This is a genomic window from Streptomyces sp. NPDC087844, assembly GCF_044742785.1.
In the GTDB taxonomy this organism is placed as follows: domain Bacteria; phylum Actinomycetota; class Actinomycetes; order Streptomycetales; family Streptomycetaceae; genus Streptomyces.
The window spans coordinates 76,073-100,107 of the sequence record NZ_JBIUVD010000024.1; the positions used below are offsets into that span (position 1 = coordinate 76,073).

Genomic DNA, 24,035 nt, shown 5'->3' on the forward strand with positions numbered 1-24,035 from the left:
ACCTCACCCTCACAGTGGTCTGGACCTATTGACCTATGGTCCAGACCTTTCTATTGTCCTGCGCACCTCATAAAACTCCCCCAAGGAGACGCGGATGCGCCTCAGACGCAGACTCGGACACAGAGCCATAGCGGGCTTCACCACCCTGCTGCTGCCGTTCGCCGCCCTGGTCGGGCTCGCGAGCCCCGCCTCCGCCGCCACGTCGGCGACCGCCACCTACGCCAAGACCCAGGACTGGGGCACCGGCTTCGAGGGCAAGTGGACCGTCAAGAACACCGGTACGACGGCCCTCAGCTCCTGGACCGTCGAGTGGGACTTCCCCTCGGGCACCTCGGTCACCTCCGCCTGGGACGCCGACGTCACCAGCTCCGGCACCCACTGGACCGCCAAGAACAAGTCCTGGAACGGCACCCTCGCACCGGGCGCCTCCCTCTCCTTCGGCTTCAACGGCGCCGGTACCGGCTCCCCCGCCAACTGCAAGCTCAACGGCGGCAGTTGTGACGGCGGACCCACGGTCCCCGGCGACAACGCGCCCTCCGCCCCCGGCAAGCCGACCGCCTCCGACATCACCAACACCTCGGTGAAGCTCGCCTGGAGCGCGGCCACCGACGACAAGGGCGTCAAGAACTACGACGTCCTGCGCGACGGCGCCAAGGTCGCCACGGTGACCGGCACCTCGTACAGCGACACCGGTCTGAGCGCCGGAACCGACTACTCGTACACCGTGCAGGCGCGTGACACGGCCGACCAGACCGGTCCGGTCAGCGGCGCGACCGCCGTGCACACCACGGGCGGCACCACCGACCCGCCGCCCACCGGCGACAAGGTCAAGCTCGGCTACTTCACCGAGTGGGGCGTCTACGGGCGCAACTACCACGTGAAGAACCTGGTCAGCTCCGGCTCCGCGTCGAAGATCACCCACATCAACTACGCGTTCGGCAACGTCAAGGGCGGCAAGTGCACCCTCGACGACGCCTACGCGGCCACCGACAAGGCGTACACCGCCGACCAGTCCGTCAGCGGCACCGCCGACACCTGGGACCAGCCCCTGCGCGGCAACTTCAACCAGCTGCGCCAGCTGAAGGCCAAGTACCCGCACATCAAGGTGCTGTGGTCGTTCGGCGGCTGGACCTACTCGGGCGGCTTCGGTGAGGCCGCCGCCAACCCGGCCGCCTTCGCCGCCTCCTGCAAGGCCCTCGTCGAGGACCCGCGCTGGGCCGACGTCTTCGACGGCATCGACATCGACTGGGAGTACCCGAACGCCTGCGGCCTGAGCTGCGACACGTCCGGCTTCAGCTCCTTCAAGACCCTCAGCCAGGCGCTGCGCACCGAGTTCGGCTCCAACTACCTGGTCACCGCGGCCATCACGGCGGACGGCTCCTCCGGCGGCAAGATCGACGCGGCCGACTACGGCGGCGCCAGTGCCAGCCTCGACTGGTACAACGTGATGACGTACGACTACTTCGGCGCCTTCGACGCGGACGGTCCGACCGCCCCGCACTCGCCGCTGACCTCGTACAGCGGCATCCCGGCGGCCGGCTTCAACTCGGCCGACGCCATCGCCAAGCTCAAGAGCAAGGGCGTACCCGCCAAGAAGCTGCTGCTCGGTATCGGCTTCTACGGGCGCGGCTGGACCGGCGTCACCCAGGCCGCCCCCGGCGGTTCGGCGACCGGCGCGGCACCCGGCACGTACGAGGCGGGCATCGAGGACTACAAGGTCCTCAAGAGCTCCTGCCCCGCCACCGGCACGATCGCGGGTACGGCCTACGCGTACTGCGGCAACAACTGGTGGAGCTACGACACCCCGGCCACCATCGGCTCCAAGATGACCTGGGCCAAGAACCAGGGCCTGGGCGGCGCCTTCTTCTGGGAGTTCAGCGGCGACACCGGCAACGGTGAACTGGTGACAGCCATCAACAACGGCCTGAACTAGCAGTATCCAAGGGGCGCGGGGAACTGCGCACCCTCGGGGACCACGACGGACCCGCAGGATCCTCACCGACCCCAGCGGCGCTGAGTCAGAACCGCCCGGGCGGCGAGTGAATGGTTAAGCCACATTCACTCGCTGCCCGGGCGGCGCAGCTTCCAGCCAGGCGAGGAAACCGGTCAGCGCGTCCTCGCTCATGGCGAGCTCAAGCCGCGTACCGCGATGGACGCAGGTGAGGATGATCGCGTCGGACAGCAACGCCAGCTCCTCCTCGCCCTCCGGCGCCCGCCGCCCCGCCACCTCGATCGCCGAGCGTTCAAGAACGCGCCGCGGCCTCAGCGCGTACGAGAAGACGCGGAACCACTCGATGCGGTCACCGCTGTAGCGGGCGATGCCGTACCCCCAGCCCTTGCCGCTGGTATCGGTCTTCTCCTGGACGTCCCAGCGCAGGCTGCAGTCGAAGGTGCCGCCCGAGCGCTGGATCACTCTGCGACGCAGGCCGAAGACGAAGAGTCCGAGGGCCACCAGCAGTACTACCGACCCGACCACAGTCAGAGCGAGGACCATCGACACCGACCTCCTCGTCTCCTAGGTAACGGAAAGGAAAAAAGCACCCGCATCGCCTCAGCCGCGACCCGGTCCGGAAAAGCTCCGGTCCTGGCCGCGGCTGAGTCACTTCCTTCTGCGCGCTGGTCTCAGTGCGCCGACACCGCCCGCAGTCGGACGTCCGCGCGACGCTCGGCGGACGCGTCCGCGTCCGACTTCGCGCGCTCCATCGCCCGCTCCGCGCGCTGGACGTCGATCTCGTCCGACAGCTCGGCGATCTCGGCAAGCAGCGACAGCTTGTTGTCCGCGAAAGAGATGAAACCGCCGTGCACCGCGGCGACGACCGTTCCACCATCACTCGTACGGATGGTCACCGGGCCCGACTCCAGCACACCGAGCAGCGGCTGGTGACCGGGCATGACGCCGATGTCGCCGGACGTGGTACGCGCGACGACCAGGGTCGCCTCGCCGGACCAGACACTGCGGTCCGCGGCGACGAGCTCGACATGCAGCTCAGCAGCCAAGGTGGGCTCCTCGGGTCACCACCCGGCGTTCGCCGCCGGGTGTTGGGTCAAAGTCTAATGGGCGTAGTGAGAAGGGCGGGACCCGCCCCGCGAGGCACGGCCCCGCCCTCTCACTCAGAACCACTCGGAACGCGAGGTTCAGGAGACGCCGAGCTCCTTGGCGTTGGCCTTGAGGTCCTCGATGCCACCGCACATGAAGAACGCCTGCTCCGGGAAGTGGTCGTACTCCCCGTCGATGATCGAGTTGAACGCCGCGATGGACTCCTCCAGCGGAACGTCCGACCCGTCCACACCGGTGAACTGCTTGGCGGCGTGGGTGTTCTGGGACAGGAAGCGCTCCACACGACGGGCACGGTGGACGACGAGCTTGTCCTCCTCGCCCAGTTCGTCGATACCGAGGATCGCGATGATGTCCTGGAGGTCCTTGTACTTCTGCAGGACCGTCTTGACGCGCATGGCGGCGTCGTAGTGCTCCTGCGCGATGTAGCGCGGGTCCAGGATGCGGGACGTGGAGTCCAGCGGGTCCACGGCCGGGTAGATGCCCTTCTCGGAGATCGGACGGGAGAGCACCGTCGTCGCGTCGAGGTGGGCGAACGTGGTGGCCGGGGCCGGGTCGGTCAGGTCGTCCGCGGGGACGTAGATCGCCTGCATCGACGTGATCGAGTGACCACGCGTCGAGGTGATGCGCTCCTGCAGCTGACCCATCTCGTCGGCCAGGGTCGGCTGGTAACCCACCGCGGACGGCATACGGCCGAGCAGGGTGGAGACCTCGGAACCGGCCTGGGTGAAGCGGAAAATGTTGTCGATGAAGAACAGCACGTCCTGCTTCTGCACATCGCGGAAGTACTCCGCCATGGTCAGACCGGCCAGGGCCACGCGCAGACGGGTGCCCGGGGGCTCGTCCATCTGACCGAAGACGAGAGCGGTCTTGTCGAGAACACCGCTCTCCTCCATTTCCGCGATGAGGTCGTTGCCCTCACGGGTGCGCTCACCGACGCCCGCGAAGACGGAGACGCCCTCGTGGAGGTTGGCGACACGCATGATCATTTCCTGGATCAGCACGGTCTTGCCGACACCGGCACCACCGAACAGACCGATCTTGCCGCCCTTGACGTACGGGGTGAGAAGGTCGACGACCTTCAGGCCCGTCTCGAACATCTCGGTCTTCGGCTCAAGCTGGTCGAACGAGGGGGCCTTGCGGTGGATGGTCCACCGGTCGCCCGTGTAGGCCTCGTCGGAGTTCAGCACCTCGCCGAGGGTGTTGAACACCTTGCCCTTGGTGAAGTCACCGACCGGGACGGAGATGCCCGTGCCCGTGTCGGTCACCGCGGCCTGGCGGACCAGACCGTCGGTGGGCTGCATGGAGATGGTGCGGACCAGACCGTCACCCAGGTGCTGGGCGACCTCAAGGGTCAGCGTCTTCTTCTCGCCGGCGTTGGCCGGGTCGGCCACCTCGACGTGAAGGGCGTTGTAGATCTCCGGCATGGCGTCGACGGGGAATTCCACGTCGACGACCGGGCCGATGACCCGGGCGACGCGGCCCGTGGCAACGGCCGTCTCAACTGTCGTCGTCATTACCTGTCACTCCCCGCGGTCGCGTCGGCCAGCGCTGCGGTGCCACCGACGATCTCGCTGATTTCCTGGGTGATTTCGGCCTGGCGGGCCGCGTTGGCAGATCGGGAGAGTGAAGTGATCAGGTCTCCCGCGTTGTCGGTCGCCGACTTCATCGCGCGGCGCGTGGCGGCATGCTTGGAGGCAGCCGACTGGAGCAGCGCGTTGTAGATACGGCTCTCGACGTACCGCGGCAGAAGGGCGTCCAGGACGTCCTCCGCCGACGGCTCGAAGTCGTACAGCGGCGGGATCTCGTCCTTGCCGGACGTCTCCTCCGCCACCTCGTCGAGGCTGAGCGGCAGCAGACGGCTGTCGATCGCCGTCTGCGTCATCATCGAGACGAACTCGGTGTAGACGATGTGGATCTCGTCCACGCCGCCCTCCGCCGTCTCCTTCTCGATGGCCTCGATCAGCGGAACGGCGACGGTCTTCGCGTCCGCGTACGAGGGCTGGTCGGTGAAGCCCGACCACGATTCCGCGACCTTGCGCTCACGGAAGTTGTAGTGGGCGAGACCACGGCGGCCGACGATGTACGTGTCGACCTCCTTGCCCTCTGCCACCAGACGGGCGGTCAGCTTCTCCGCCGCCTTGATGGCGTTGGAGTTGAAGGCGCCGGCCAGTCCGCGGTCGCTCGAAAGGAGCAGCACCGCGGAACGGGTCGCCGTCTCGGCCTCCGTGGTCAGCGGATGCCGGGTGTTCGAACCGGTCCCGACCGCCGTGACCGCGCGGGTGAGCTCGGTCGCGTACGGCGCGGAGGCCCGTACCTTGCGCTGCGCCTTGACGACACGCGAGGCGGCGATCATCTCCATCGCCTTGGTGATCTTCTTGGTCGCGGTGACGGATTTGATGCGACGCTTGTAGACCCGGAGCTGGGCTCCCATGAGTCAGGTCCCTTCCGTCGTCACTTGCCCGCAGCGGCAGGGGTGTCCTCGCCGAGCAGCTTGCCGTCCGACGTCTCGAACTGCTTCTTGAAGTCCGCGATCGCGTCGGCGATGGCCTGCAGGGTGTCGTCGGACATCTTGCCGCCCTCCTTGATGGAGGTCATGAGTCCCTGCTCCTTGCGGTGCAGGTACTCAAGCAGCTCCTTCTCGAAGCGGCGGATGTCGTTGACCGGAACCTCGTCCATCTTGCCGGTGGTACCGGCCCACACGGAGACGACCTGGTCCTCGGTGGCCATCGGCTGGTACTGAGCCTGCTTGAGCAGCTCGACCATCCGCTGACCGCGGTCCAGCTGCGACTTCGACGCGGCGTCCAGGTCGGAACCGAAGGCGGCGAACGCCTCCAGCTCACGGAACTGGGCGAGGTCGACGCGCAGTCGGCCGGAGACCTGCTTCATCGCCTTGTGCTGCGCGCTGCCGCCGACTCGGGAGACGGAGATACCGACGTTCAGCGCGGGGCGCTGACCGGCGTTGAAGAGGTCCGACTCCAGGAAGCACTGGCCGTCGGTGATGGAGATGACGTTGGTCGGGATGAACGCCGAGACGTCGTTGGCCTTCGTCTCGACGATCGGCAGACCGGTCATCGAGCCCGCGCCCAGCTCGTCCGAGAGCTTCGCGCAACGCTCAAGCAGACGGGAGTGCAGGTAGAAGACGTCACCGGGGTAGGCCTCGCGCCCCGGCGGACGGCGCAGCAGCAGGGACACGGCGCGGTAGGCGTCGGCCTGCTTCGAGAGGTCGTCGAAGATGATGAGGACGTGCTTGCCCTCGTACATCCACTGCTGGCCGATGGCCGAACCGGTGTACGGCGCCAGGTACTTGAAGCCGGCCGGGTCGGACGCGGGGGCGGCGACGATGGTCGTGTACTCCAGCGCGCCGGCCTCTTCGAGGGCGCCACGCACGGAGGCGATGGTCGAGCCCTTCTGGCCGATGGCGACGTAGACGCAGCGGACCTGCTTCTTCGGGTCGCCGGTGCGCCAGTTGTCACGCTGGTTGATGATCGTGTCGACGGCCAGCGCGGTCTTGCCGGTCTGACGGTCGCCGATGACCAGCTGACGCTGGCCACGGCCGATCGGGGTCATCGCGTCGACGGCCTTGTAGCCGGTCTCCATCGGCTCGTGCACCGACTTACGGGCCATGACGCCCGGTGCCTGCAGTTCGAGCGCGCGGCGTCCGGACGTCTCGATCTCGCCGAGACCGTCGATCGGGGTGCCGAGCGGGTCGACAACGCGGCCGAGGTAGCCCTCGCCGACGGCCACGGACAGGACCTCGCCGGTACGCGTGACCGGCTGTCCCTCCTCGATACCGCTGAACTCGCCGAGGACGACCGCACCGATCTCGCGCTCTTCCAGGTTCAGCGCGAGGCCGAGAGTGCCGTCCTCGAACTTCAGCAGTTCGTTGGCCATGGCCGAGGGCAGGCCCTCGATTTTCGCGATGCCGTCGCCGGCAAGGGTGACCGTACCGACCTCCTCGCGCGAGGCCGCGTCCGGCTTGTACGACTGGACAAAGTTCTCCAGCGCATCCCGGATCTCCTCCGGCCGGATCGTGAGCTCCGCCATCTGGGTTCCCTGCTCTCCTTGTTGGGCCCGAAGTTTTCTTGGGGGGTCTGGGGCTTTTTCCCTCAGCGGCTGCGCCGCGGGCCCCCAGGAATCCTCTGCACGGCCCAACGAGGGCCGTAGTACTACGTGGTTACGCGTATTCAGTTGCTGCTAGCTCGCCATGCGGCGGCTGACTGCTTCCAGCCGGTCCGCGATGGAGCCGTTGATGATCTCGTCTCCGACCTGCACCCGGATCCCGCCGAGGACCTCGGGGTCCACGTCGAGGTTGAGGTGCATCGGGTGGCCGTAGAGCTTCGCGAGGGCGGCGCCGAGGCGCTGCTTCTGCACGTCGCTCAGCGGAACCGCCGAGGTGACGACGGCGACCATGCGGTTTCGACGGTCGGCCGCGAGCTTGGACAGGGATTCGAGTCCCGACTCCAGGCTACGTCCCCGGGGCGCGGTCACAAGGCGCGTGACCAGCCGCTCGGTGACGGCGTCGGCCCGGCCGCCGAGCAGGTTGCGCAGCAGCTCGCTCTTGGCCGCGGCTGTGGCGCCGCGGTCGGTCAGCGCGGCGCGCAGCCCGGTGTCCGAGGCGACGATCCGGCCGAACCGGAACAGCTCGTCCTCGACGTCGTCGAGCCTGCCCAGCCGCTGCGCCGCCGTGAGGTCGGCGGTGTCGGCCAGCTCCTCGACGGAGTCGACCAGATCACGCGAACGCGACCAGCGGGAGCGCACCAGACCGGCCACCAGGTCGGCGGTGGTGCCGCTGACCTGGCCGGCCAGGAGGCGCCCGGCCAGTTCGGCCTTCGCCTCGCCGGCCTGCGCCGGGTCGGTGAGGACCCGACGCAGGGACACCTCACGGTCGAGCAGCGCGGTGACGGAGGCCAGCTCGCCGGCGAGCTGCGCCGCGTCGACGGACGTGGAGTCCGTCAGCGCGTCGAGACGCTCACGTGCGGTGGCCAGCGCGTCGCGGCTCGCTCCGTTCATCGCGTGGCCTCGGCCTTCGAAGCGGTCTCGTCGAGACCGTCGAGGAACCGGTCGATCGTGCGGCTCTGCCGGGCGTGGTCCGCAAGGGACTCGCCGACGAGCTTGCCGGCCAGTTCGGTGGCCAGTTGGCCCACGTCCTGGCGCAGCGCGGACGCGGCGGCCTTGCGGTCGGCGGCGAGCTGCGAGTGACCGGCGGCGATGATTTCCTCACGCTGCCGCTGGCCTTCCGCGCGCATCTCGGCGATGAGCGTGGCACCCTGCTCCTGCGCCTCCTGGCGCAGACGCGCGGCCTCGTGCCGGGCCTCGGCGAGCTGGGCCTTGTACTGCTCCAGCACGCTCTGGGCTTCGGTCTGAGCGGCCTCGGCCTTCTCGATACCGCCCTCGATGGCCTCGCGGCGCTGCTCCAGAACCTTGTTGATGTTCGGAAGCAGCTTCTTGGCGAGGAAGCCGAAGACGATGACGAAGGCGATCAGGCCGATGACGAGCTCCGGCCACGGCGGGATGAGGGGGTTTTCCTTCTCCCCCTCAGCCGCCATCAGAATCAGGGCGGAAGTCACATCAGTGCCTTTCGTCGAAACGGTCGGTCGTCAGTGGCTCGTCCTAGTAGACGAAGGGCATGACGAGACCGATAAGGGCCAGCGCCTCACAGAAAGCGAAGCCGAGGATCTGGTTGGCACGGATCAGACCGGCAGCCTCGGGCTGGCGGGCCAGAGCCTGGGTGCCGTTACCGAAGATGATGCCGACGCCGACGCCGGGACCGATGGCAGCGAGACCGTAACCGACGGAACCGAGGTCACCGGTGACAGCAGCAAGGGTAGACATGCCAGTTCTTCCTTCTCTTTACGGACCGGTGGGGGTTGGCCACCGGACGACTATGGGGTCGTGCTGGGCGGTGCTCAGTGGTGCTCGGCGAGCGCGCCCTGGATGAAGGTGCAGGTGAGGAGTACGAAGACGTACGCCTGAACTGCCTGGATGAAGAGCTCGAAGGCGGTCATCACGATGACCATCACGAAGGACACTGCCGAGTAGGCGATGCCGATGCCGTTCAGCATGTACCAAGCGGCGATCGTGAAGAGCAGCAGCAGCGTGTGACCGGCGAACATGTTCGCGAAGAGTCGCACAGCGTGCGTGAACGGGCGGACCAGCAGGTTCGAGAAGAACTCGATGGTCATGGCCAGCGGGAGCACCGGGCCCAGCGACTTGTCGTAGCCGGTGAAGTTCTTGAAGGCACCGACGAAGCCGTGCCGCTTGAACGTCAGTGAGACCCAGGTGATGTAGACGATGGCCGCGAGGACCATCGGGTAGGCGATGATCGACGTCACCGGGAACTGGGCGATCGGGACGATCGACCAGATGTTCATCATCCAGATGAAGAAGAACAGCGCTACGGCGAGCGGTACGTACTTCTCGCCTTCCTTCTTGCCGATCGTCTCGTAGACAATGCCGCGTCGTACGAAGTCGTAGCCGGCCTCGGCGACCATCTGAAGCTTGCCCGGAACGATCTGGGGCTTGCGGAAAGCCGCCCAGAAGAAGCCGACCACGATGATCGAGCCGAGCAGGGCGAGCAGCATGGGCTTGTTGAAGTACAGCCCCTCGGCGTCACCCGCGATCGGCTCGAAGAGGAACGAATGCAGGCCCGGGGCCGGAAAGCCACACCCATCGAAGAGGTGGCAGTCGGTCTCGAAGGCGAGCACCTGCGTCGGGTCAGCACTCACCGCGGGCTCCTTCAGCGTGGCGCATAGGTACGGCAACCTCGTTGTGTCGGCGCGGCGCACGGCCGCGGTTCGGCACTGGACTGGTGTTACGGGTGTGGGGGCGGCGGGAGGGCAACGAGCCTCGCGCTGGGACAGGCGTCAGCTCAGATGCCCACGCCCGCGATGCCGCAGTTGGCACCGGACGATAGCAGGATCCCCGACGTGCCCTTATCCCGGCCCTACCCCTCACGACGAGTGCCCCGTCTTTTCGGGCTTTTCGCCCTTCGAGGAGTCGGGTTCGACGTAAAGGATCTTGGCCTTCATGTGCGCACGCGCCTGGGCGCCGATCCACGCGAGCGTGGTGGCGACCAGGGTGATCGCAAATGCCTTGGGGTGGAACAACGTCGTGTTCTTGAAGGCCGCCATGAAGATGAACAGCAGAAGAATCTGTGCCGCGTAGAGCATCAGACCCATCGCCTGGAAAAGGTGCGGAAGCGATTTCGCGGTGCGCTGCAGAACGTACAACCCGATACCCATGAAGAGGATCACGACCAGCGTCGCCACGACCGCCCCGATCGCTCCCTTGCCACCGGCGACCACACCACTGACGACGGCGGCAATCGCGCCGACGGCAGCCGTGGGCACAGCGGCCTGGAGAAGGATCCGGACGTCATTGGAGGGCATGGCGGCAACTCCGCTTTGCTCAAGGGGGCAGGTGTCGTCATGGACGAGCGTAGTCCCGGACAGCGAGAGAACCTCACCGCCGGTGAACCGTCGCACTGCGGTCCTTCGGCTCTGTCCTGGGTTCTCGTGAACCGTATCACAAACTATTTGATGAGGTCTTTACCTGGTTGGTGTGCTCGGCGTCACACATGAGAGGGAACATGCACGTCTGTGCGCCCAGGCGACCGACTTGTCTGGTATTGAGGCGCTTTCGCAAGAGCCGCCCCGGGACGGCTCTTGCGAAACTCTTACCCGGCGTCAGCGCGACGTCCCGGCCCCTCGCTCATCCAGGAGGCGCGAACGGGCGCCGACAGCGCTCGCCCCGTTGACTCCTGAGACACCGACAGTCACCGGAGTACGGCGTTCCCCGTCCTGTTCCCCGGCCTCGGCACCACCGTCGCCGACCTCGCCGTCAGTGCCGTACGCGACCGCCGGGCCGCCCTCCGCGGGCACGTCCACGGCCCTGCGACGGCGGTAGCGCGGCGGCACGAAGTGCTGGGCCCAGCGCGGGGCACGCGGCGTGAAGCGCGGCAGCAGGAGCAGGAGCAGGCCCACCGCGCTGAGCGCCATGATGCCGAGCACGATCCACATGGCGCCCGAGTTCACCGAGTAGGCGAGGGCTCCGAAGGCGATCAGCGCCGACCAGAAGTACATGATGAGCACGGCCCTGCTGTGCGAGTGCCCGATCTCCAGGAGCCGGTGGTGCAGGTGTCCGCGGTCGGCGGCGAACGGGGACTGGCCCCGCCAGGTGCGCCGCACGATGGCGAGCACCAGGTCGGCCGCCGGGACGGCGATGATCGTCAGCGGCAGCAGCAGCGGGATGTAGACGGGCACCGTCTGGTGCACGGCCTCCTTCTCGGACCCGGCGAACAGGTTCATCGCGTCCGGGTCGACCTGCCCGGTGATGGAGATGGCGCCGGCCGCCAGCACGAGGCCGATGAGCATCGAGCCCGAGTCGCCCATGAAGATCCGCGCGGGGTGCATGTTGTGCGGCAGGAAGCCGAGGCACATCCCCATGAGGAGCGCGGAGAAGAGCGTGGCGGGGGCGGCGGACTCCAGCCCGTACCCGTACCAGATGCGGTAGCCGTACATGAAGAACGCGGCGGCCGCGATGCACACCATGCCCGCGGCGAGGCCGTCGAGGCCGTCGGCGAAGTTCACGGCGTTGATGGTGATCACGACGAGCGCGACGGTCAGCAGCGTGCCCTGCCACTGGGTCAGTGAGACCGAGCCGACGCCGGGGATGGGCAGCCACAGGATCGTCAGACCCTGCATGACCATGACGCCGGCGGCGATCATCTGGCCGCCGAGCTTGATGAGGGCGTCGATCTCGAACTTGTCGTCCAGAACGCCGATCAGCCAGATCAGGGCGGCGCCCGACAGCAGCGCTCGCGGCTCGTTCGAGTTCTCGAAGACCACACTGAGGTTCGTCAGATGGTCCGCGACCAGGAGGCCCGCGCACAGTCCGAAGAACATCGCGATGCCACCGAGGCGCGGTGTGGGTTCTCGGTGCACGTCACGTGCCCGGATCTCCGGCATCGCTCCGGCCACGATCGCGAACTTCCGCACCGGCCCGGTCAGCAGGTACGTCACCGCGGCCGTGATGCAGAGCGTCAGGAGGTATTCACGCACGGGCATTCCCCACAGGTCTCGCTGGCCATCTCAGCCCCACACCATAGCTTCGTGCGCTTACGGTTGAGGACTTCCGGGTAGAGCCGATGGTTGCACGAGTGGATGTGCTCCCATGATCGCCCACCCCCCGCTAGCCGGGATAGGGGGGAAATCTCCCGGTCAGGTGCCGCACTTCTTCACGTACGCGCCGGCCCGCGGACTCGTCCCGCACGGCCGCGCCGAACAGCACCGCGATCCGGGCCATCTCGGCCTCACCCATGCCCTGCGTGGTGACGGCGGCCGTGCCCAGCCGCAGTCCCCGCACGTCGGGATGGGGCAGCGCGCAGGTGTCGAGGACCAGTCCGGCGGCGGCGAGCCGGCCGCGGGCGGTCCGGCCGTCCACACCGAGCGGCGCCGGGTCGACGGTCAGCAGGTGGGTGTCGGTGCCGCCGGTGGTGACCGGGAGTCCCTCCGCGGCCAGTCCCTGTGCCAGCGCCCTCGCGTTCGCGACCACCTGATGGGCGTACGCCGTGAACGCCGGTGTTGCCGCCTCGCCGAACGCGACGGCCTTCGCGGCGACGGTGTGCATCTGCGCGCCGCCCTGGGTGAAGGGGAAGACGGCCCGGTCGACCCGGTCGGCCAGCTCGCTCCCGCACAGCAGCATGCCGCCGCGCGGCCCGCGCAGCACCTTGTGCGTGGTCGCGCACACGACATCGGCGTACGGGACCGGGCTGGGCGCCGCTCCCCCGGCGACGAGGCCGATGGGGTGGGCGGCGTCGGCGATGAGATACGCGCCGACCTCGTCCGCCACCGCACGGAACGCCTCGTAGTCGATGTGCCGGGGGTACGAGATGGAGCCGCACACGATGGCCTTCGGCCGGTGGGTGCGGGCCAGCGCCCGTACCTGCTCGTGGTCGATGAGCCCGCTCTCCGGATCGACGCCGTAGCCCACGAAGTCGAACCACCGGCCCGAGAAGTTCGCGGGCGACCCGTGCGTGAGGTGGCCGCCGTGCGGCAGGCCCATCGCCAGGACGGTGTCCCCGGGGCGCAGCAGGGCGGCGTACGCGGCCAGCACGGCCGAACTCCCGGAGTGGGACTGCACGTTGGCGTGTTCGGCGCCGAAAAGGCCCTTGGCGCGCTCGACGGCCACCCGCTCGGCCACATCGACGATCTCGCAGCCGCCGTGGTGCCGGGCGCCGGGGTATCCCTCGGCGTACTTGTTGGCGAGCGGCGAGCCCAGTGCGGCCAGCACGGCCGGCGAGGTGAAGTTCTCGGCGGCGATCAGCTGCAGGGTCGTGCTCTGCCGCGTCAGCTCCGCGAGGAGGATCTCGGCCAGCTCCGGATCCTGCCGGCCGAGCACGTCGACCGACAGCGGACCTTCAAGGGTGTGTGCGACCGGCATGGCGGACTCCGGACCTCGGCGGGGGATCGCTATGTCCAATGTAGGACCGAGTCCCCTACCGCGCCCGGTATTACGCCCGAGCACGTCACCCGAGCCCTGGACACTCCCCCGCCGGTCCCGCCCGGGGGCGCGCCCCTCAGCTCCGAGCCGACGCCCCCGTCAGCGCCGTCACCACCGGGTCCAGCGCCTGGTTGATCTCGTCGCCCACCGAGCGGAAGAACGGGAGGGGGGCGCCGTACGGGTCGTAGACCTCGTCGGCTTCCGCCGTCGGGGCCAGGAGCCACCCGCGTAGAGCCGCCGCGGCGCGGACCAGGGCCCGGGCGCGTTCGACCATGCCGTCGTCGAGCGGCGGCAGTGTCGTCGGGTCTATCGCGCGGACCAGGCGGGTGAACTCCTTCAGGGTGAAGGTGCGCAGGCCCGCCGAATGGCCCATCGAGATGACCTGGGCGCGGTGGTCACGGGTGGCGGTGAGGACCAGGTCCGCCCGGATGACGTGCTCGTCCAGCAGCTCGCGGCCCACGAACCCGGAGGCGTCCGCGCCGAAGTCCGCGAGGACCGCCTCCGCGTTGGCCTCCATGGGCGCGCCCTCGTGCCCCCAGGTACCGGCGCTCTCCACGATCAGGCCGCCCCACAGGGGGTCGCCGAGCCGGTCCGCCAGGGCATGGCGGGTCAGCCGCTCGGTGATCGGCGAGCGGCACACATTGCCGGTGCTGACGTGGAGGATGCGAAAAGAGGAGTCGCCCGAGGCCCCGTCGCCGTAAGCCCCCGTGTACCCCGTCCCCGTACCTATGCCACGCCCCGCGTCAGGGGCTGTCAATTCGCCACCTCAAGGTCGGGTACGACCTTCCGCAGCTCCTCGGCCGACAGCGCGCCGGCCCGCAGCAGCACCGGCACCTTGCCCGTCACGTCGACGATCGACGACGGGACGATGCCGGGGGTGGGACCGCCGTCCAGGTACACGGAGACGGAGTCGCCGAGCATCTCCTGCGCGGCGTCGCAGTCCTCGGGGGACGCGTGTCCGGTGAGGTTGGCGGACGAGACGGCCATCGGGCCGGTCTCGGTCAGCAGCTCGATGGCGACCGGGTGCAGCGGCATGCGCACGGCGACGGTGCCACGGGTGTCCCCGAGGTCCCACTGGAGGGACGGCTGGTGCTTGGCGACCAGGGTCAGCGCGCCCGGCCAGAAGGCGTCGACGAGCTCCCAGGCCATCTCGGAGAAGTCCGTGACCAGGCCGTGCAGCGTGTTCGGGGAGCCGATGAGGACGGGCGTGGGCATGTTCCGGCCACGGCCCTTGGCCTCCAGCAGATCGGACACGGCCTCCGAGCTGAACGCGTCGGCGCCGACCCCGTACACGGTGTCGGTCGGCAGCACGACCAGCTCGCCCCGGCGCACGGCGGACGCGGCCTCGCGCAGACCCGTCGAGCGGTCGGTCGCGTCGTTGGTGTCGTATCGCCGTGCCATCAGCAAGCCTCCTCGCACACGCGGACCCCGGTGGCCGCGCATCTAACGGTTTCCACGTCGTCCACAGGGGACATCGCCGTGGTCATGGCGTCGCCCTGCGGGCGGTCGCGAACCGCGGCCGGTTGTTGAGGTCGGGGTGGTCGGCGGCGTCGGCCCAGCCCCGCTCCTCGGTGAAGATCCACGGCACCTGCCCGCCCTGGGTGTCGGCGTGCTCGACGACGACGACACCGCCAGGACGCAGCAGCCGGTGCGCGGTGCGCTCCAGACCGCGGATCAGGTCGAGGCCGTCCTCCCCCGAGAACAGGGAGAGTTCGGGATCGTAGTCCCGGGCCTCCGGAGCGACGTACTCCCATTCCGTGAGCGGGATGTACGGCGGGTTGGTGATGACGAGGTCCACCTGGCCGTCGAGGTCCGGGAAGGCGTCCAGGGCGTTTCCCTGGCGCAGGTCGACCCGGGATCCCTCGACGTTCTTACGGGTCCACCGCAGGGCGTCCTCGGACAGCTCCACGGCATGCACGCGCGAGCGCGGGACCTCCTGTGCGAGGGCGAGCGCGATGGCGCCGGAACCGGTGCACAGGTCCACGATCAGCGGCTCCACGACGTCCATCGCGCGGACGGCGTCTATGGCCCAGCCGACCACGGACTCGGTCTCGGGCCGGGGCACGAACACGCCAGGTCCGACTCGGAGTTCCAGATAGCGGAAGTAGGCCCGCCCGGTGATGTGCTGGAGCGGCTCGCGTGCCTCGCGGCGCGCGATCACCTCCCAGTACCGGGCGTCGAAGTCCGTGTCCTTGACGGTGTGCAGCTCGCCCCGCTTCACACCGTGCACGAACGCGGCGAGCTCCTCGGCATCGTTGCGCGGCGAGGGCACGCCGGCGTCGGCCAGCCGCTGGGTGGCCTGGGCCACTTCCGCGAGCAGCAGGTTCACGCGTCCTCCGGGCTGGGCTGTTGTCCGTCGTGCGGATGTGTACTGCGACTGTCCACTGCGGCTGTGCTGGTACGCGTCCTAGGCCGCCGCGAGCTTGGCCGCCGAGTCGGCGTCCACGCAGGCCTGGATCATCGCGTCGAGGTCACCGTCGAGGACCTGGTCCAAGTTGTACGCCTTGAAGCCGACGCGGTGGTCCGAGATGCGGTTCTCCGGAAAGTTGTACGTACGGATCTTCTCGGAGCGGTCCACGGTGCGCACCTGGCTGCGGCGGGCGTCCGCGGCGTTGCGCTCCGCCTCCTCCTGTGCCGCGGCGAGGAGCCTGGAGCGCAGGATACGCATCGCCTGCTCCTTGTTCTGCAGCTGGCTCTTCTCGTTCTGGCAGGAGGCGACGACTCCGGTGGGCACGTGCGTGATACGCACCGCTGAGTCGGTGGTGTTGACGGACTGGCCGCCGGGTCCCGAGGAGCGGTAGACGTCGATCCGCAGGTCGTTCGCGTGGATCTCGACGTCGACCTCCTCGGCCTCGGGCGTGACCAGTACACCGGCGGCGGAGGTGTGGATACGGCCCTGCGACTCGGTCGACGGCACGCGCTGCACGCGGTGCACCCCGCCCTCGTACTTCATCCGCGCCCAGACGCCCTGGCCGGGCTCGGTGGCGCCGTTGCCGCCCTTGGTCTTCACGGCGACCTGGACGTCCTTGTAGCCGCCCAGCTCGGACTCCGTGGAGTCGATGATCTCGGTCTTCCAGCCGACGCGCTCCGCGTACCGCAGGTACATGCGCAGCAGGTCACCGGCGAACAGGGCCGACTCGTCGCCGCCCGCGCCCGCCTTGATCTCAAGGATGACGTCCTTGTCGTCGCTGGGGTCACGCGGCACCAGCAGCAGCCGGAGCTTCTCGGTGAGCTCCTCGCGCCGCTTCTCCAGGTCCTTGACCTCGGCGGCGAAGTCCGGGTCGTCGACGGCGAACTCCTTCGCCGTCCCGATGTCGTCCCCGGTCTGCTTCCAGGAGCGGTACGTCGCGATGATCGGGGTCAGCTCGGCGTAGCGCTTGTTGAGCTTGCGCGCGTTGGCCTGATCGGCGTGGACCGACGGGTCAGCGAGCTTCTTCTCAAGATCGGCGTGCTCGCCGATGAGTTCCTCGACCGCCTCGAACATCTCCGGCTCCAATGGACTGCCCCCGGCACCATCACGGATGCGGGGACGTAGGTACGGCATGGGGGGTACGGCATGGGGGTTCCCCTGCTCGATCGAACTGTTCCGTCGCGTTCGAGAGCGGGGGTGGGGGCTGCACCGCAAAGCGCCGGTCCCAGCGCCCCCGGACGGAGGCACCGAAGACCGGCGCTGTGAGCTCGCTACTTGGTGTCGGCCGCGGCCTTGGCCTTGCCGAAGCGGGCCTCGAAGCGGGCCACGCGGCCACCGGTGTCGAGGATCTTCTGCTTGCCCGTGTAGAACGGGTGGCACTCGGAGCAGACCTCGGCGCGGACGGCGCCGCCGGAGATCGTGCTGTGCGTGGTGAACGACGCGCCACAGGTGCAGCTGACCTGGGTCTCGACGTACTCGGGGTGGATGTCGCGCTTCAAGGTGTCTCCTAGTTTCGGGAGGGCGCCGGGTCGCTGCCGCGGATTGCGGGGGCGTGAACCGGGGCCGACTGTCCAGTCTGCCAGGACTGGTGCCATCTCCCCAAACCGGGGGACGGCGTGAGGTATTCCCGGCCCCGCGAGCCGAGCCCCCGTAAGGGGCGCGGGGAGCTGCGCGACCAGCCACGACGCACCCGCCACCCGCCCACCGGGCGCCCCACTCGCCCACCCCCGTCGCCCACCCCCGCGAGGGGCGATCATCACGAAGTGACTACGCCCTTGGCGTCACCGCTCGCCGTGCCCTCCGTCGCCGACTTCGGGATCGCGCGGTCGTTCTTCAACGCGTCCCAGACCAGCGCGGCCTTGTCCTTCTCGACAAGAACACGGTTGGCGTCGGCCGAGTCGTACTGGACGGGCAGCGTGACCATGTTCATCTTCGACGAGCCGATGCCCTTGAGCCCGTTGGCGAAGGACGCCAGACCCTTGACCGAGGCCAGGTCGGAGTCGGTGGTGACCGTCTTCGTCGCGGTGTCGGCGAGGTCGTACAGCTTCTTCGGGCTGGTCAGTACGCCGACGTCCTTGACCTGCTCGACCAGCGCCTTGATGAACGCCTGCTGGAGCTGGATGCGGCCGAGGTCGGAGCCGTCGCCGACCCCGTGCCGCGTACGGACCAGGGCGAGCGACTGCTTGCCGGTCAGCCGGTGGGTGCCGGCCTCCAGGTCGAGGTGGCTCTCCTTGTCGGTGATGTCCTCGGTCGTGGTGACCTCGACACCGCCGAGTTCGTCGATCAGCTTCTGGAAGCCGCTGAAGTCGACCTCGACGTAGTGGTCCATGCGGATACCGGTCATCGACTCGACGGTCTTGACCGCGCAGGCGGCGCCGCCCGTCGCGTACGCGGAGTTGAACATCGCCAGGGACGCGGCGTCGTGCCGCACGCCCTCGCTGTCGGTGCACTCGGGCCGGGGGACGAGCGTGTCGCGCGGTATGGAGACCACGCCGGCCTTCTTGTGGCCCTCGTAGACGTGCACGACCATCGCGGTGTCCGAGCGGGCGCTGCCGTCGTCGGTGCCGCCGCCCAGCTCCTTGTTGCTGCCGGAGCGGGTGTCGGAGCCGAGCACGAGGATGTCCTGCGAGCCGTTGTCGACGTCCAGGGGCCGGTCGGTGCCGAGTGCCTGGTCGATGTCGACGCTCTTGATGTTGTCGTTGAGGTTGAGGTACACGTACCCGAGACCCGTGCCGCCCAGGACGAAGACACCCGCCGCGGACCAGGCCGCGATGACGAGCGCCTTGTGACGCCCGCTCCGCGGTGTACGGCGGTGGCCGGGTTTGGGTGTGCTCTCGGCAGCCATGTGCTCCTCAGTTCTCGCCGGTCGGCTCGGTCAACCCCCTGCGGTCAGGGTCAGGCGTGGTCATGTGGCGTGACGTCTCTGTCAGGACCCGTCCGTTCAGACGGTGAAACCGGGAAAAGGGTTGCACGACACACTGTGACCGTCCTGTGCGATCCCGGACACAAAGGGTGACCGGCGTCAGGGGCCGTCGGCGGCTCACCTGCACGTACGAGGGCGGACGCCCTGCTTCCGCGCCACCGTGTCGACCTTCACATCTGTGGCGAAGGTCTCCCGTATCGCCCCGGCCCCCGCCCCCGCGAGGACAACACGAAGGGCACTGCGGGGACAACGCGGAGGGCCGCCCCCGGATGTGACGGGGACGGCCCTCCGCGGTACCGGCGGACTACGCCGGCTGAGATGTCAGTCGTTGCCGTTGCCCGGCGCCGGCGTCGTCTTCTGGATCTGCAGCAGGAACTCTGCGTTCGACTTCGTCTGCTTCATTTTGTCGAGCAGCAGCTCGATCGCCTGCTGCTGGTCGAGCGCGTGGAGCACGCGACGCAGCTTCCAGGTGATGGCGAGCTCGTCGCTGCCGAGCAGGATCTCTTCCTTGCGGGTGCTGGACGAGTCCACGTCCACCGCCGGGAAGATCCGCTTGTCGGAGAGCTTGCGGTCCAGCTTGAGCTCAAGGTTGCCGGTGCCCTTGAACTCCTCGAAGATCACCTCGTCCATGCGCGAGCCGGTGTCGACGAGCGCGGTGGCCATGATGGTCAGCGAGCCGCCGTCCTCGATGTTGCGCGCGGCACCGAAGAAGCGCTTCGGCGGGTACAGCGCGGTCGAGTCGACACCACCGGACAGGATGCGGCCGGAGGCCGGGGCGGCGAGGTTGTAGGCACGGCCCAGACGCGTGATCGAGTCGAGCAGCACGACGACGTCGTGGCCCAGCTCCACCAGCCGCTTGGCACGCTCGATGGCGAGCTCGGCGACCGTGGTGTGGTCCTCGGCGGGACGGTCGAAGGTCGAGGAGATGACCTCGCCCTTCACCGACCGCTGCATGTCGGTGACCTCTTCCGGACGCTCGTCGACCAGGACGACCATCAGGTGGCACTCGGGGTTGTTGACGGTGATCGCGTTGGCGATCGCCTGCAGGATCATGGTCTTGCCGGTCTTCGGCGGGGCCACGATCAGACCGCGCTGGCCCTTGCCGATGGGCGCGACGAGGTCGATGATGCGGGTCGTCAGCACACCCGGGTCGGTCTCCAGACGGAGCCGGTCCTGCGGGTAGAGCGGCGTCAGCTTGTTGAACTCCGGCCGTCCGCGCCCCGATTCGGGCGCCATGCCGTTCTGCGAGTCCAGGCGGACGAGCGCGTTGAACTTCTCGCGGCGCTCGCCGTCCTTGGGCTGACGGACGGCGCCGGTGACGTGGTCACCCTTGCGCAGACCGTTCTTGCGGACCTGGGCCAGGGAGACGTACACGTCGTTCGGACCGGGAAGGTAGCCCGACGTACGGATGAACGCGTAGTTGTCGAGGATGTCCAGGATGCCCGCGACGGGGATCAGGACGTCGTCGTCGGCGACCTGCGGCTCGTTCGGGCCGAACTCCTCGCGGCCACGGCGGCCACGGCGGTCGCGGTAACGACCGCGGCGGCCACGGCGGCCACCCTCGAAGTCGTCGTCGTCCTGCGGGCCGTTGTCGCGCTGACGGTCCTGCCGGTCCTGACGGTCCTGCCGGCCGCCGCCCTGCTGGCGGTCCTGCCGGTCCTGGCGCTGCTGGTTGCCGCCGCCCTGGCCCTGAGCGCCCTGAGCGCCCTGACTGCTCTGGCCACCCTGGCCGCTCTGCTGCTCGTCGCCCTTGCCGCCACGGCGGTCGCGGTCGCGGCCCCCGCGGTCACGGTCGCCGCGCTCACCGCGGTCGGCGCGGTCACGGCGGTCGCGGCGGCCCTGACGGCCGTCGGCCCCTCCGTCCGAGCCCTCGCCCTGGGACTGCGCGGACTCCTCGGTCCTGACCTCGGTCTTCACCTCGGCGGTGATCGTCTCGGGGCTGCCCGCCTCGGCGGTGGCACGACGGCGGCGGCGCTCGGCCGGAGCGTCGTCTCCGCCGCGCTCGCCGCCCTCGCTCGCCACGGCGGGGCCACCGGCCGGCTGGCCGGGGATCTCGATCTGCTGCTGTGCCACGGCCTTCTCGGCCTTGGCCTCCGCCTTCTTCTCGGCGGCAACGGCCTCGTCCCCTGTACGGGCCTTCGAGGTGGCCCGGCGCTTGGGCTTCGTCTCGGTGGCGTCCCCGGCGGAGGTCGCGGCCTTGGCAGAAGCACCCCCTCCCCCAGAGCCTGAAACGGCCTGGGAGGTGCCCCCGCCCTGCGCCTCCTTGATGACCTCGATCAGCTGGCTCTTGCGCATCCGCGCGGTGCCCCTGATGCCGAGGCCGGAGGCGACCTGCTGCAGCTCGGCCAGCACCATGCCGTCAAGGCCGGTACCGCGGCGCCGACGGGAGCCGGCACCGGTGGCAGGCGCGGAGGCGTCCGTGGCGGGCGCGGCAGCGGTCTCCTCGACACGTGCGCCCATCAGATCGGTGGTGTCGCTCACGAAGGGTCCTTCCCTGGAGCGGACGTCGGCCTGTCTGGCTCGGCGACCGGTTGTGCTGTCCGACAGTGGTCCGTCATGTGTGGACCGTGCCGGGGCGGTGGTCCGCCAAAAGGCGGAAGAATTTCTGGGATGACGTTTCCCGAGGCCGCGGACTTGAGGTTCTGTGTCCATCGGCTCGTTCACGCCGGTTCCGGAGCGTACTCAGCACCGCTCAGCGCCTAGCACCCAATGCATGGCACAAAGCGATTTGGGGGGCTCCCGGAAGAATGATTGTCCCGGACGGGGACGTGAAGCACCTCGCCATGGTGGGGTCGGGTGCAGACTTGAGGTTAACACTACCGGATCCAACAAACATTCCCCCTCTCCACATCCGGCAACCGAGTGTCACGGAGCAAGCGGCAGCACGCTCGCTCCGGTGGCGTCGAGGCCCAGCCGGTTGGCCGCCCAGCCCTCTCCCGCCAGTTGTGCGACCTTGTCGGCCGCGGCCTCGTCGGCGAGCGCGAGCACGGTGGGCCCGGCGCCGGAGATGACCGCGGGGATCCCGTCCGCCCGCAGCCGCTCCACCAGCGCCGCGCTCTCCGGCATGGCCGGGGCGCGGTACTCCTGGTGCAGTCGGTCCTCGGTGGCGGGCAGCAGCAGCTCGGGGCGCCTGGTGAGGGCCTCTACGAGCAGTGCGGCGCGGCCCGCGTTGGTGGCGGCGTCGACGTGCGGGACGGTACGGGGAAGGAGTCCGCGGGCGGTCTCCGTCAGCACCGCCTTGCCGGGTACGAAGACCACCGGAACGATGGAATCGGCGGGTTCCATCCTGATGGCGCGCGCCGCCCCGTTCTCCAGCCAGGACAACGTGAACCCGCCGAGCAGACAGGCCGCGACGTTGTCGGGGTGGCCCTCGATCTCGGTGGCGAGCTCAAGCAGCGCGGTGTCGTCGAGCCTGCTGTCGCCGCCTATGGTCACGGCGCGTGCGGCGACGATGCCGGCGCAGATCGCGGCGGACGAGGAGCCGAGCCCCCGGCCGTGCGGGATGCGGTTGGCGCAGACGATCTCCAGACCGCGGGGCTGTCCGCCCAGCAGGTCGAAGGCGGTGCGCAGGGACCGTACGAGGAGGTGGCGCTCGTCGCGCGGCAGCGTCTCACTTCCCTCGCCCGCGATGTCGATGTGCAGGCCGGAATCGGCCACGCGGACGACCACGTCGTCATACAGCCCCAGTGACAGGCCGAGGGCGTCGAAGCCCGGGCCGAGGTTGGCACTGGTGGCGGGGACGCGCACCCGGACGGCGGCGGCGCGGAACGCTGGACCGGCCATCGCTCGATGACTCTCCTTGAGCTTGAGCTGCGAGATTGTCGAAATCCTGCGAGACGTACGGAGAATGCGGAAGACCCGGAGGCCGCAGGGGCGGCGCGGCACCGCGGCATATGCGGCGGGCGGGTTCGGTACAGCTTATCGAAGGAAGGTTCAGTGGCGACATAGGGCGCACAGGAGGCGCACGATGCGTGTCGTAAGCCCCATGTGCAACCCCCCCTTTTCTTGCAGCTCGGTTCGCCTCCGGGGCGCTGAAGCCTGTGTCGAGTCACTCGCTGCGGGCAGTTGGGTGAGCAGCCCTTGTTACGCGAGACCCAGGCGCTCGGCGGCCGTGGCGGCGTCGACCGGGACCGTGACGGGCTGCGGGGCGCCCGCGACGGCCCAGTCGGGGTCCTTGAGGCCGTTTCCGGTCACCGTGCAGACGATGCGCTGCCCCGGGTCCACCTTGCCCTGCTCGGCGGCCTTGAGCAGACCGGCGACGGAAGCCGCGGAGGCCGGCTCGACGAAGACACCTTCCTGCGCGGCCAACAGCCGGTAGGCGCGCAGGATCTCACGGTCCGTCACCTCGTCGATGAAGCCGCCCGACTCGTCCCGCGCGGCGAGCGCGAACTGCCACGAGGCCGGGTTGCCGATACGGATCGCGGTGGCGATCGTCGAGGGGTCCTTGACGATCTCGCCGCGCACGATGGGCGCGGACCCGGACGCCTGGAAGCCCCACATGCGCGGAGTCCGTGCGGCGATCTTGTCGGCGGCGTACTCCGTGTACCCCTTCCAGTACGCGGTGATGTTGCCCGCGTTGCCCACCGGGAGGACATGGATGTCCGGGGCGTCGCCGAGCATGTCCACGATCTCGAACGCCGCGGTCTTCTGCCCCTCGATACGCACCGGGTTCACCGAATTGACCAGTGCCACCGGGTAGTTGTCGGAGAGGTTGCGCGCCAGGGTGAGGCAGTCGTCGAAGTTGCCGTCGACCTGGAGGATCTTCGCGCCGTGCACGAGGGCCTGGCCCATCTTGCCGAGCGCGATCTTGCCCTGCGGCACGAGGACGGCACAGACCATCCCGGCCCGTACGGCGTAGGCGGCGGCCGAGGCAGAGGTGTTGCCCGTGGAGGCACAGATGACGGCCTTCGCGCCTTCCTCCTTGGCCCGGGTGATGGCCATGGTCATACCGCGGTCCTTGAAGGACCCGGTGGGGTTGGCACCCTCGACCTTGAGGTGGACCTCGCAGCCCGTGCGCTCGGAGAGCACCTGCGCGGGCACGAGCGGCGTACCGCCCTCACGCAGCGAGACGACCTGCGTGGTGTCGGACACCGGCAGCCGGTCCCGGTACTCCTCGATGATTCCGCGCCACTGGTGGGTCATTG

22 protein-coding genes are annotated in these 24,035 nt (G+C 68.9%); 1 reads left to right on the forward strand and 21 read right to left on the reverse strand.

Features of this window, described 5'->3' with window-relative positions; translation table 11 throughout:
* The first annotated feature begins 94 nt into the window (after positions 1-94).
* On the forward strand, positions 95-1,933 hold the full coding sequence (locus ACIOKD_RS34580) for a glycosyl hydrolase family 18 protein (protein ID WP_402091849.1): 1,839 nt from the start codon (positions 95-97) through the stop codon (positions 1,931-1,933).
* A gap of 114 nt (positions 1,934-2,047) precedes the next feature.
* On the opposite strand, the gene ACIOKD_RS34585 is transcribed toward ACIOKD_RS34580, so the two are convergent.
* From ACIOKD_RS34585 to thrC, 21 genes are all read right to left on the reverse strand, one after another.
* Complete coding sequence (locus ACIOKD_RS34585; RefSeq protein ID WP_402091851.1) at positions 2,048-2,494, reverse strand: DUF2550 domain-containing protein; 447 nt, start codon at positions 2,492-2,494, stop codon at positions 2,048-2,050.
* A 128-nt stretch (positions 2,495-2,622) separates the two neighbouring features.
* Complete coding sequence (locus ACIOKD_RS34590) at positions 2,623-2,997, reverse strand: F0F1 ATP synthase subunit epsilon (protein WP_402091853.1); 375 nt, start codon at positions 2,995-2,997, stop codon at positions 2,623-2,625.
* 138 nt (positions 2,998-3,135) lie between these two features.
* Entirely contained in the window at positions 3,136-4,572 is a 1,437-nt protein-coding gene (gene atpD, locus ACIOKD_RS34595) for a F0F1 ATP synthase subunit beta (protein WP_398286979.1), read from the reverse strand.
* Complete coding sequence (locus ACIOKD_RS34600; RefSeq protein ID WP_402091855.1) at positions 4,572-5,489, reverse strand: F0F1 ATP synthase subunit gamma; 918 nt, start codon at positions 5,487-5,489, stop codon at positions 4,572-4,574. Before ACIOKD_RS34600 ends, atpD begins: the two co-directional genes overlap by 1 nt.
* 20 nt (positions 5,490-5,509) lie before the next feature.
* Entirely contained in the window at positions 5,510-7,102 is a 1,593-nt protein-coding gene (atpA, locus tag ACIOKD_RS34605; protein WP_402091856.1) for a F0F1 ATP synthase subunit alpha, read from the reverse strand.
* A gap of 150 nt (positions 7,103-7,252) precedes the next feature.
* A complete protein-coding gene (locus ACIOKD_RS34610) occupies positions 7,253-8,068 on the reverse strand; it encodes a F0F1 ATP synthase subunit delta (protein ID WP_402091857.1) in 816 nt (271 codons plus the stop codon).
* The gene (locus ACIOKD_RS34615) at positions 8,065-8,604 is read right to left on the reverse strand and encodes a F0F1 ATP synthase subunit B (RefSeq protein ID WP_402091925.1); all 540 of its coding nucleotides are present in this window, start codon (positions 8,602-8,604) and stop codon (positions 8,065-8,067) included. The genes ACIOKD_RS34610 and ACIOKD_RS34615 overlap by 4 nt, the downstream gene beginning before the upstream one ends.
* Before the next feature lie 64 nt (positions 8,605-8,668).
* Complete coding sequence (gene atpE / locus ACIOKD_RS34620; protein WP_030929126.1) at positions 8,669-8,890, reverse strand: ATP synthase F0 subunit C; 222 nt, start codon at positions 8,888-8,890, stop codon at positions 8,669-8,671.
* A 74-nt stretch (positions 8,891-8,964) separates the two neighbouring features.
* On the reverse strand, positions 8,965-9,783 hold the full coding sequence (gene atpB / locus ACIOKD_RS34625) for a F0F1 ATP synthase subunit A (protein WP_402091859.1): 819 nt from the start codon (positions 9,781-9,783) through the stop codon (positions 8,965-8,967).
* Positions 9,784-10,008: 225 nt separating this feature from the next.
* Positions 10,009-10,446, reverse strand: a complete 438-nt coding sequence (locus ACIOKD_RS34630) for a hypothetical protein (RefSeq protein ID WP_402091926.1) — start codon at positions 10,444-10,446, stop codon at positions 10,009-10,011.
* A gap of 297 nt (positions 10,447-10,743) precedes the next feature.
* Entirely contained in the window at positions 10,744-12,117 is a 1,374-nt protein-coding gene (locus ACIOKD_RS34635; RefSeq protein ID WP_402091860.1) for an MraY family glycosyltransferase, read from the reverse strand.
* A 130-nt stretch (positions 12,118-12,247) separates the two neighbouring features.
* Positions 12,248-13,498 carry a serine hydroxymethyltransferase gene (gene glyA / locus ACIOKD_RS34640; RefSeq protein WP_402091861.1) on the reverse strand — a complete coding sequence of 417 codons (1,251 nt, stop codon included), beginning with the start codon at positions 13,496-13,498 and terminating at the stop codon, positions 12,248-12,250.
* 136 nt (positions 13,499-13,634) lie between these two features.
* The gene (locus tag ACIOKD_RS34645; RefSeq protein WP_402091863.1) at positions 13,635-14,315 is read right to left on the reverse strand and encodes a protein-tyrosine-phosphatase; all 681 of its coding nucleotides are present in this window, start codon (positions 14,313-14,315) and stop codon (positions 13,635-13,637) included.
* On the reverse strand, positions 14,312-14,959 hold the full coding sequence (locus ACIOKD_RS34650; protein ID WP_328493918.1) for an L-threonylcarbamoyladenylate synthase: 648 nt from the start codon (positions 14,957-14,959) through the stop codon (positions 14,312-14,314). Before ACIOKD_RS34650 ends, ACIOKD_RS34645 begins: the two co-directional genes overlap by 4 nt.
* An 82-nt stretch (positions 14,960-15,041) precedes the next feature.
* Entirely contained in the window at positions 15,042-15,887 is an 846-nt protein-coding gene (gene prmC / locus ACIOKD_RS34655; protein WP_402091865.1) for a peptide chain release factor N(5)-glutamine methyltransferase, read from the reverse strand.
* 78 nt (positions 15,888-15,965) lie between these two features.
* Positions 15,966-17,042 (reverse strand): peptide chain release factor 1, encoded by a 1,077-nt coding sequence (gene prfA / locus ACIOKD_RS34660; RefSeq protein WP_402091927.1) that lies wholly within the window; start codon positions 17,040-17,042, stop codon positions 15,966-15,968.
* Between the two features lie 197 nt (positions 17,043-17,239).
* Entirely contained in the window at positions 17,240-17,467 is a 228-nt protein-coding gene (gene rpmE / locus ACIOKD_RS34665; protein WP_402091867.1) for a 50S ribosomal protein L31, read from the reverse strand.
* A gap of 257 nt (positions 17,468-17,724) precedes the next feature.
* Entirely contained in the window at positions 17,725-18,813 is a 1,089-nt protein-coding gene (locus tag ACIOKD_RS34670) for an LCP family protein (RefSeq protein WP_402091868.1), read from the reverse strand.
* A 399-nt stretch (positions 18,814-19,212) separates the two neighbouring features.
* Positions 19,213-21,372, reverse strand: a complete 2,160-nt coding sequence (gene rho, locus ACIOKD_RS34675) for a transcription termination factor Rho (RefSeq protein ID WP_402091870.1) — start codon at positions 21,370-21,372, stop codon at positions 19,213-19,215.
* 384 nt (positions 21,373-21,756) lie between these two features.
* Positions 21,757-22,674 (reverse strand): homoserine kinase, encoded by a 918-nt coding sequence (gene thrB / locus ACIOKD_RS34680; RefSeq protein WP_402091871.1) that lies wholly within the window; start codon positions 22,672-22,674, stop codon positions 21,757-21,759.
* Between the two features lie 300 nt (positions 22,675-22,974).
* The gene (thrC, locus tag ACIOKD_RS34685; RefSeq protein ID WP_402091872.1) at positions 22,975-24,033 is read right to left on the reverse strand and encodes a threonine synthase; all 1,059 of its coding nucleotides are present in this window, start codon (positions 24,031-24,033) and stop codon (positions 22,975-22,977) included.
* Between the last annotated feature and the right edge of the window lie 2 nt (positions 24,034-24,035).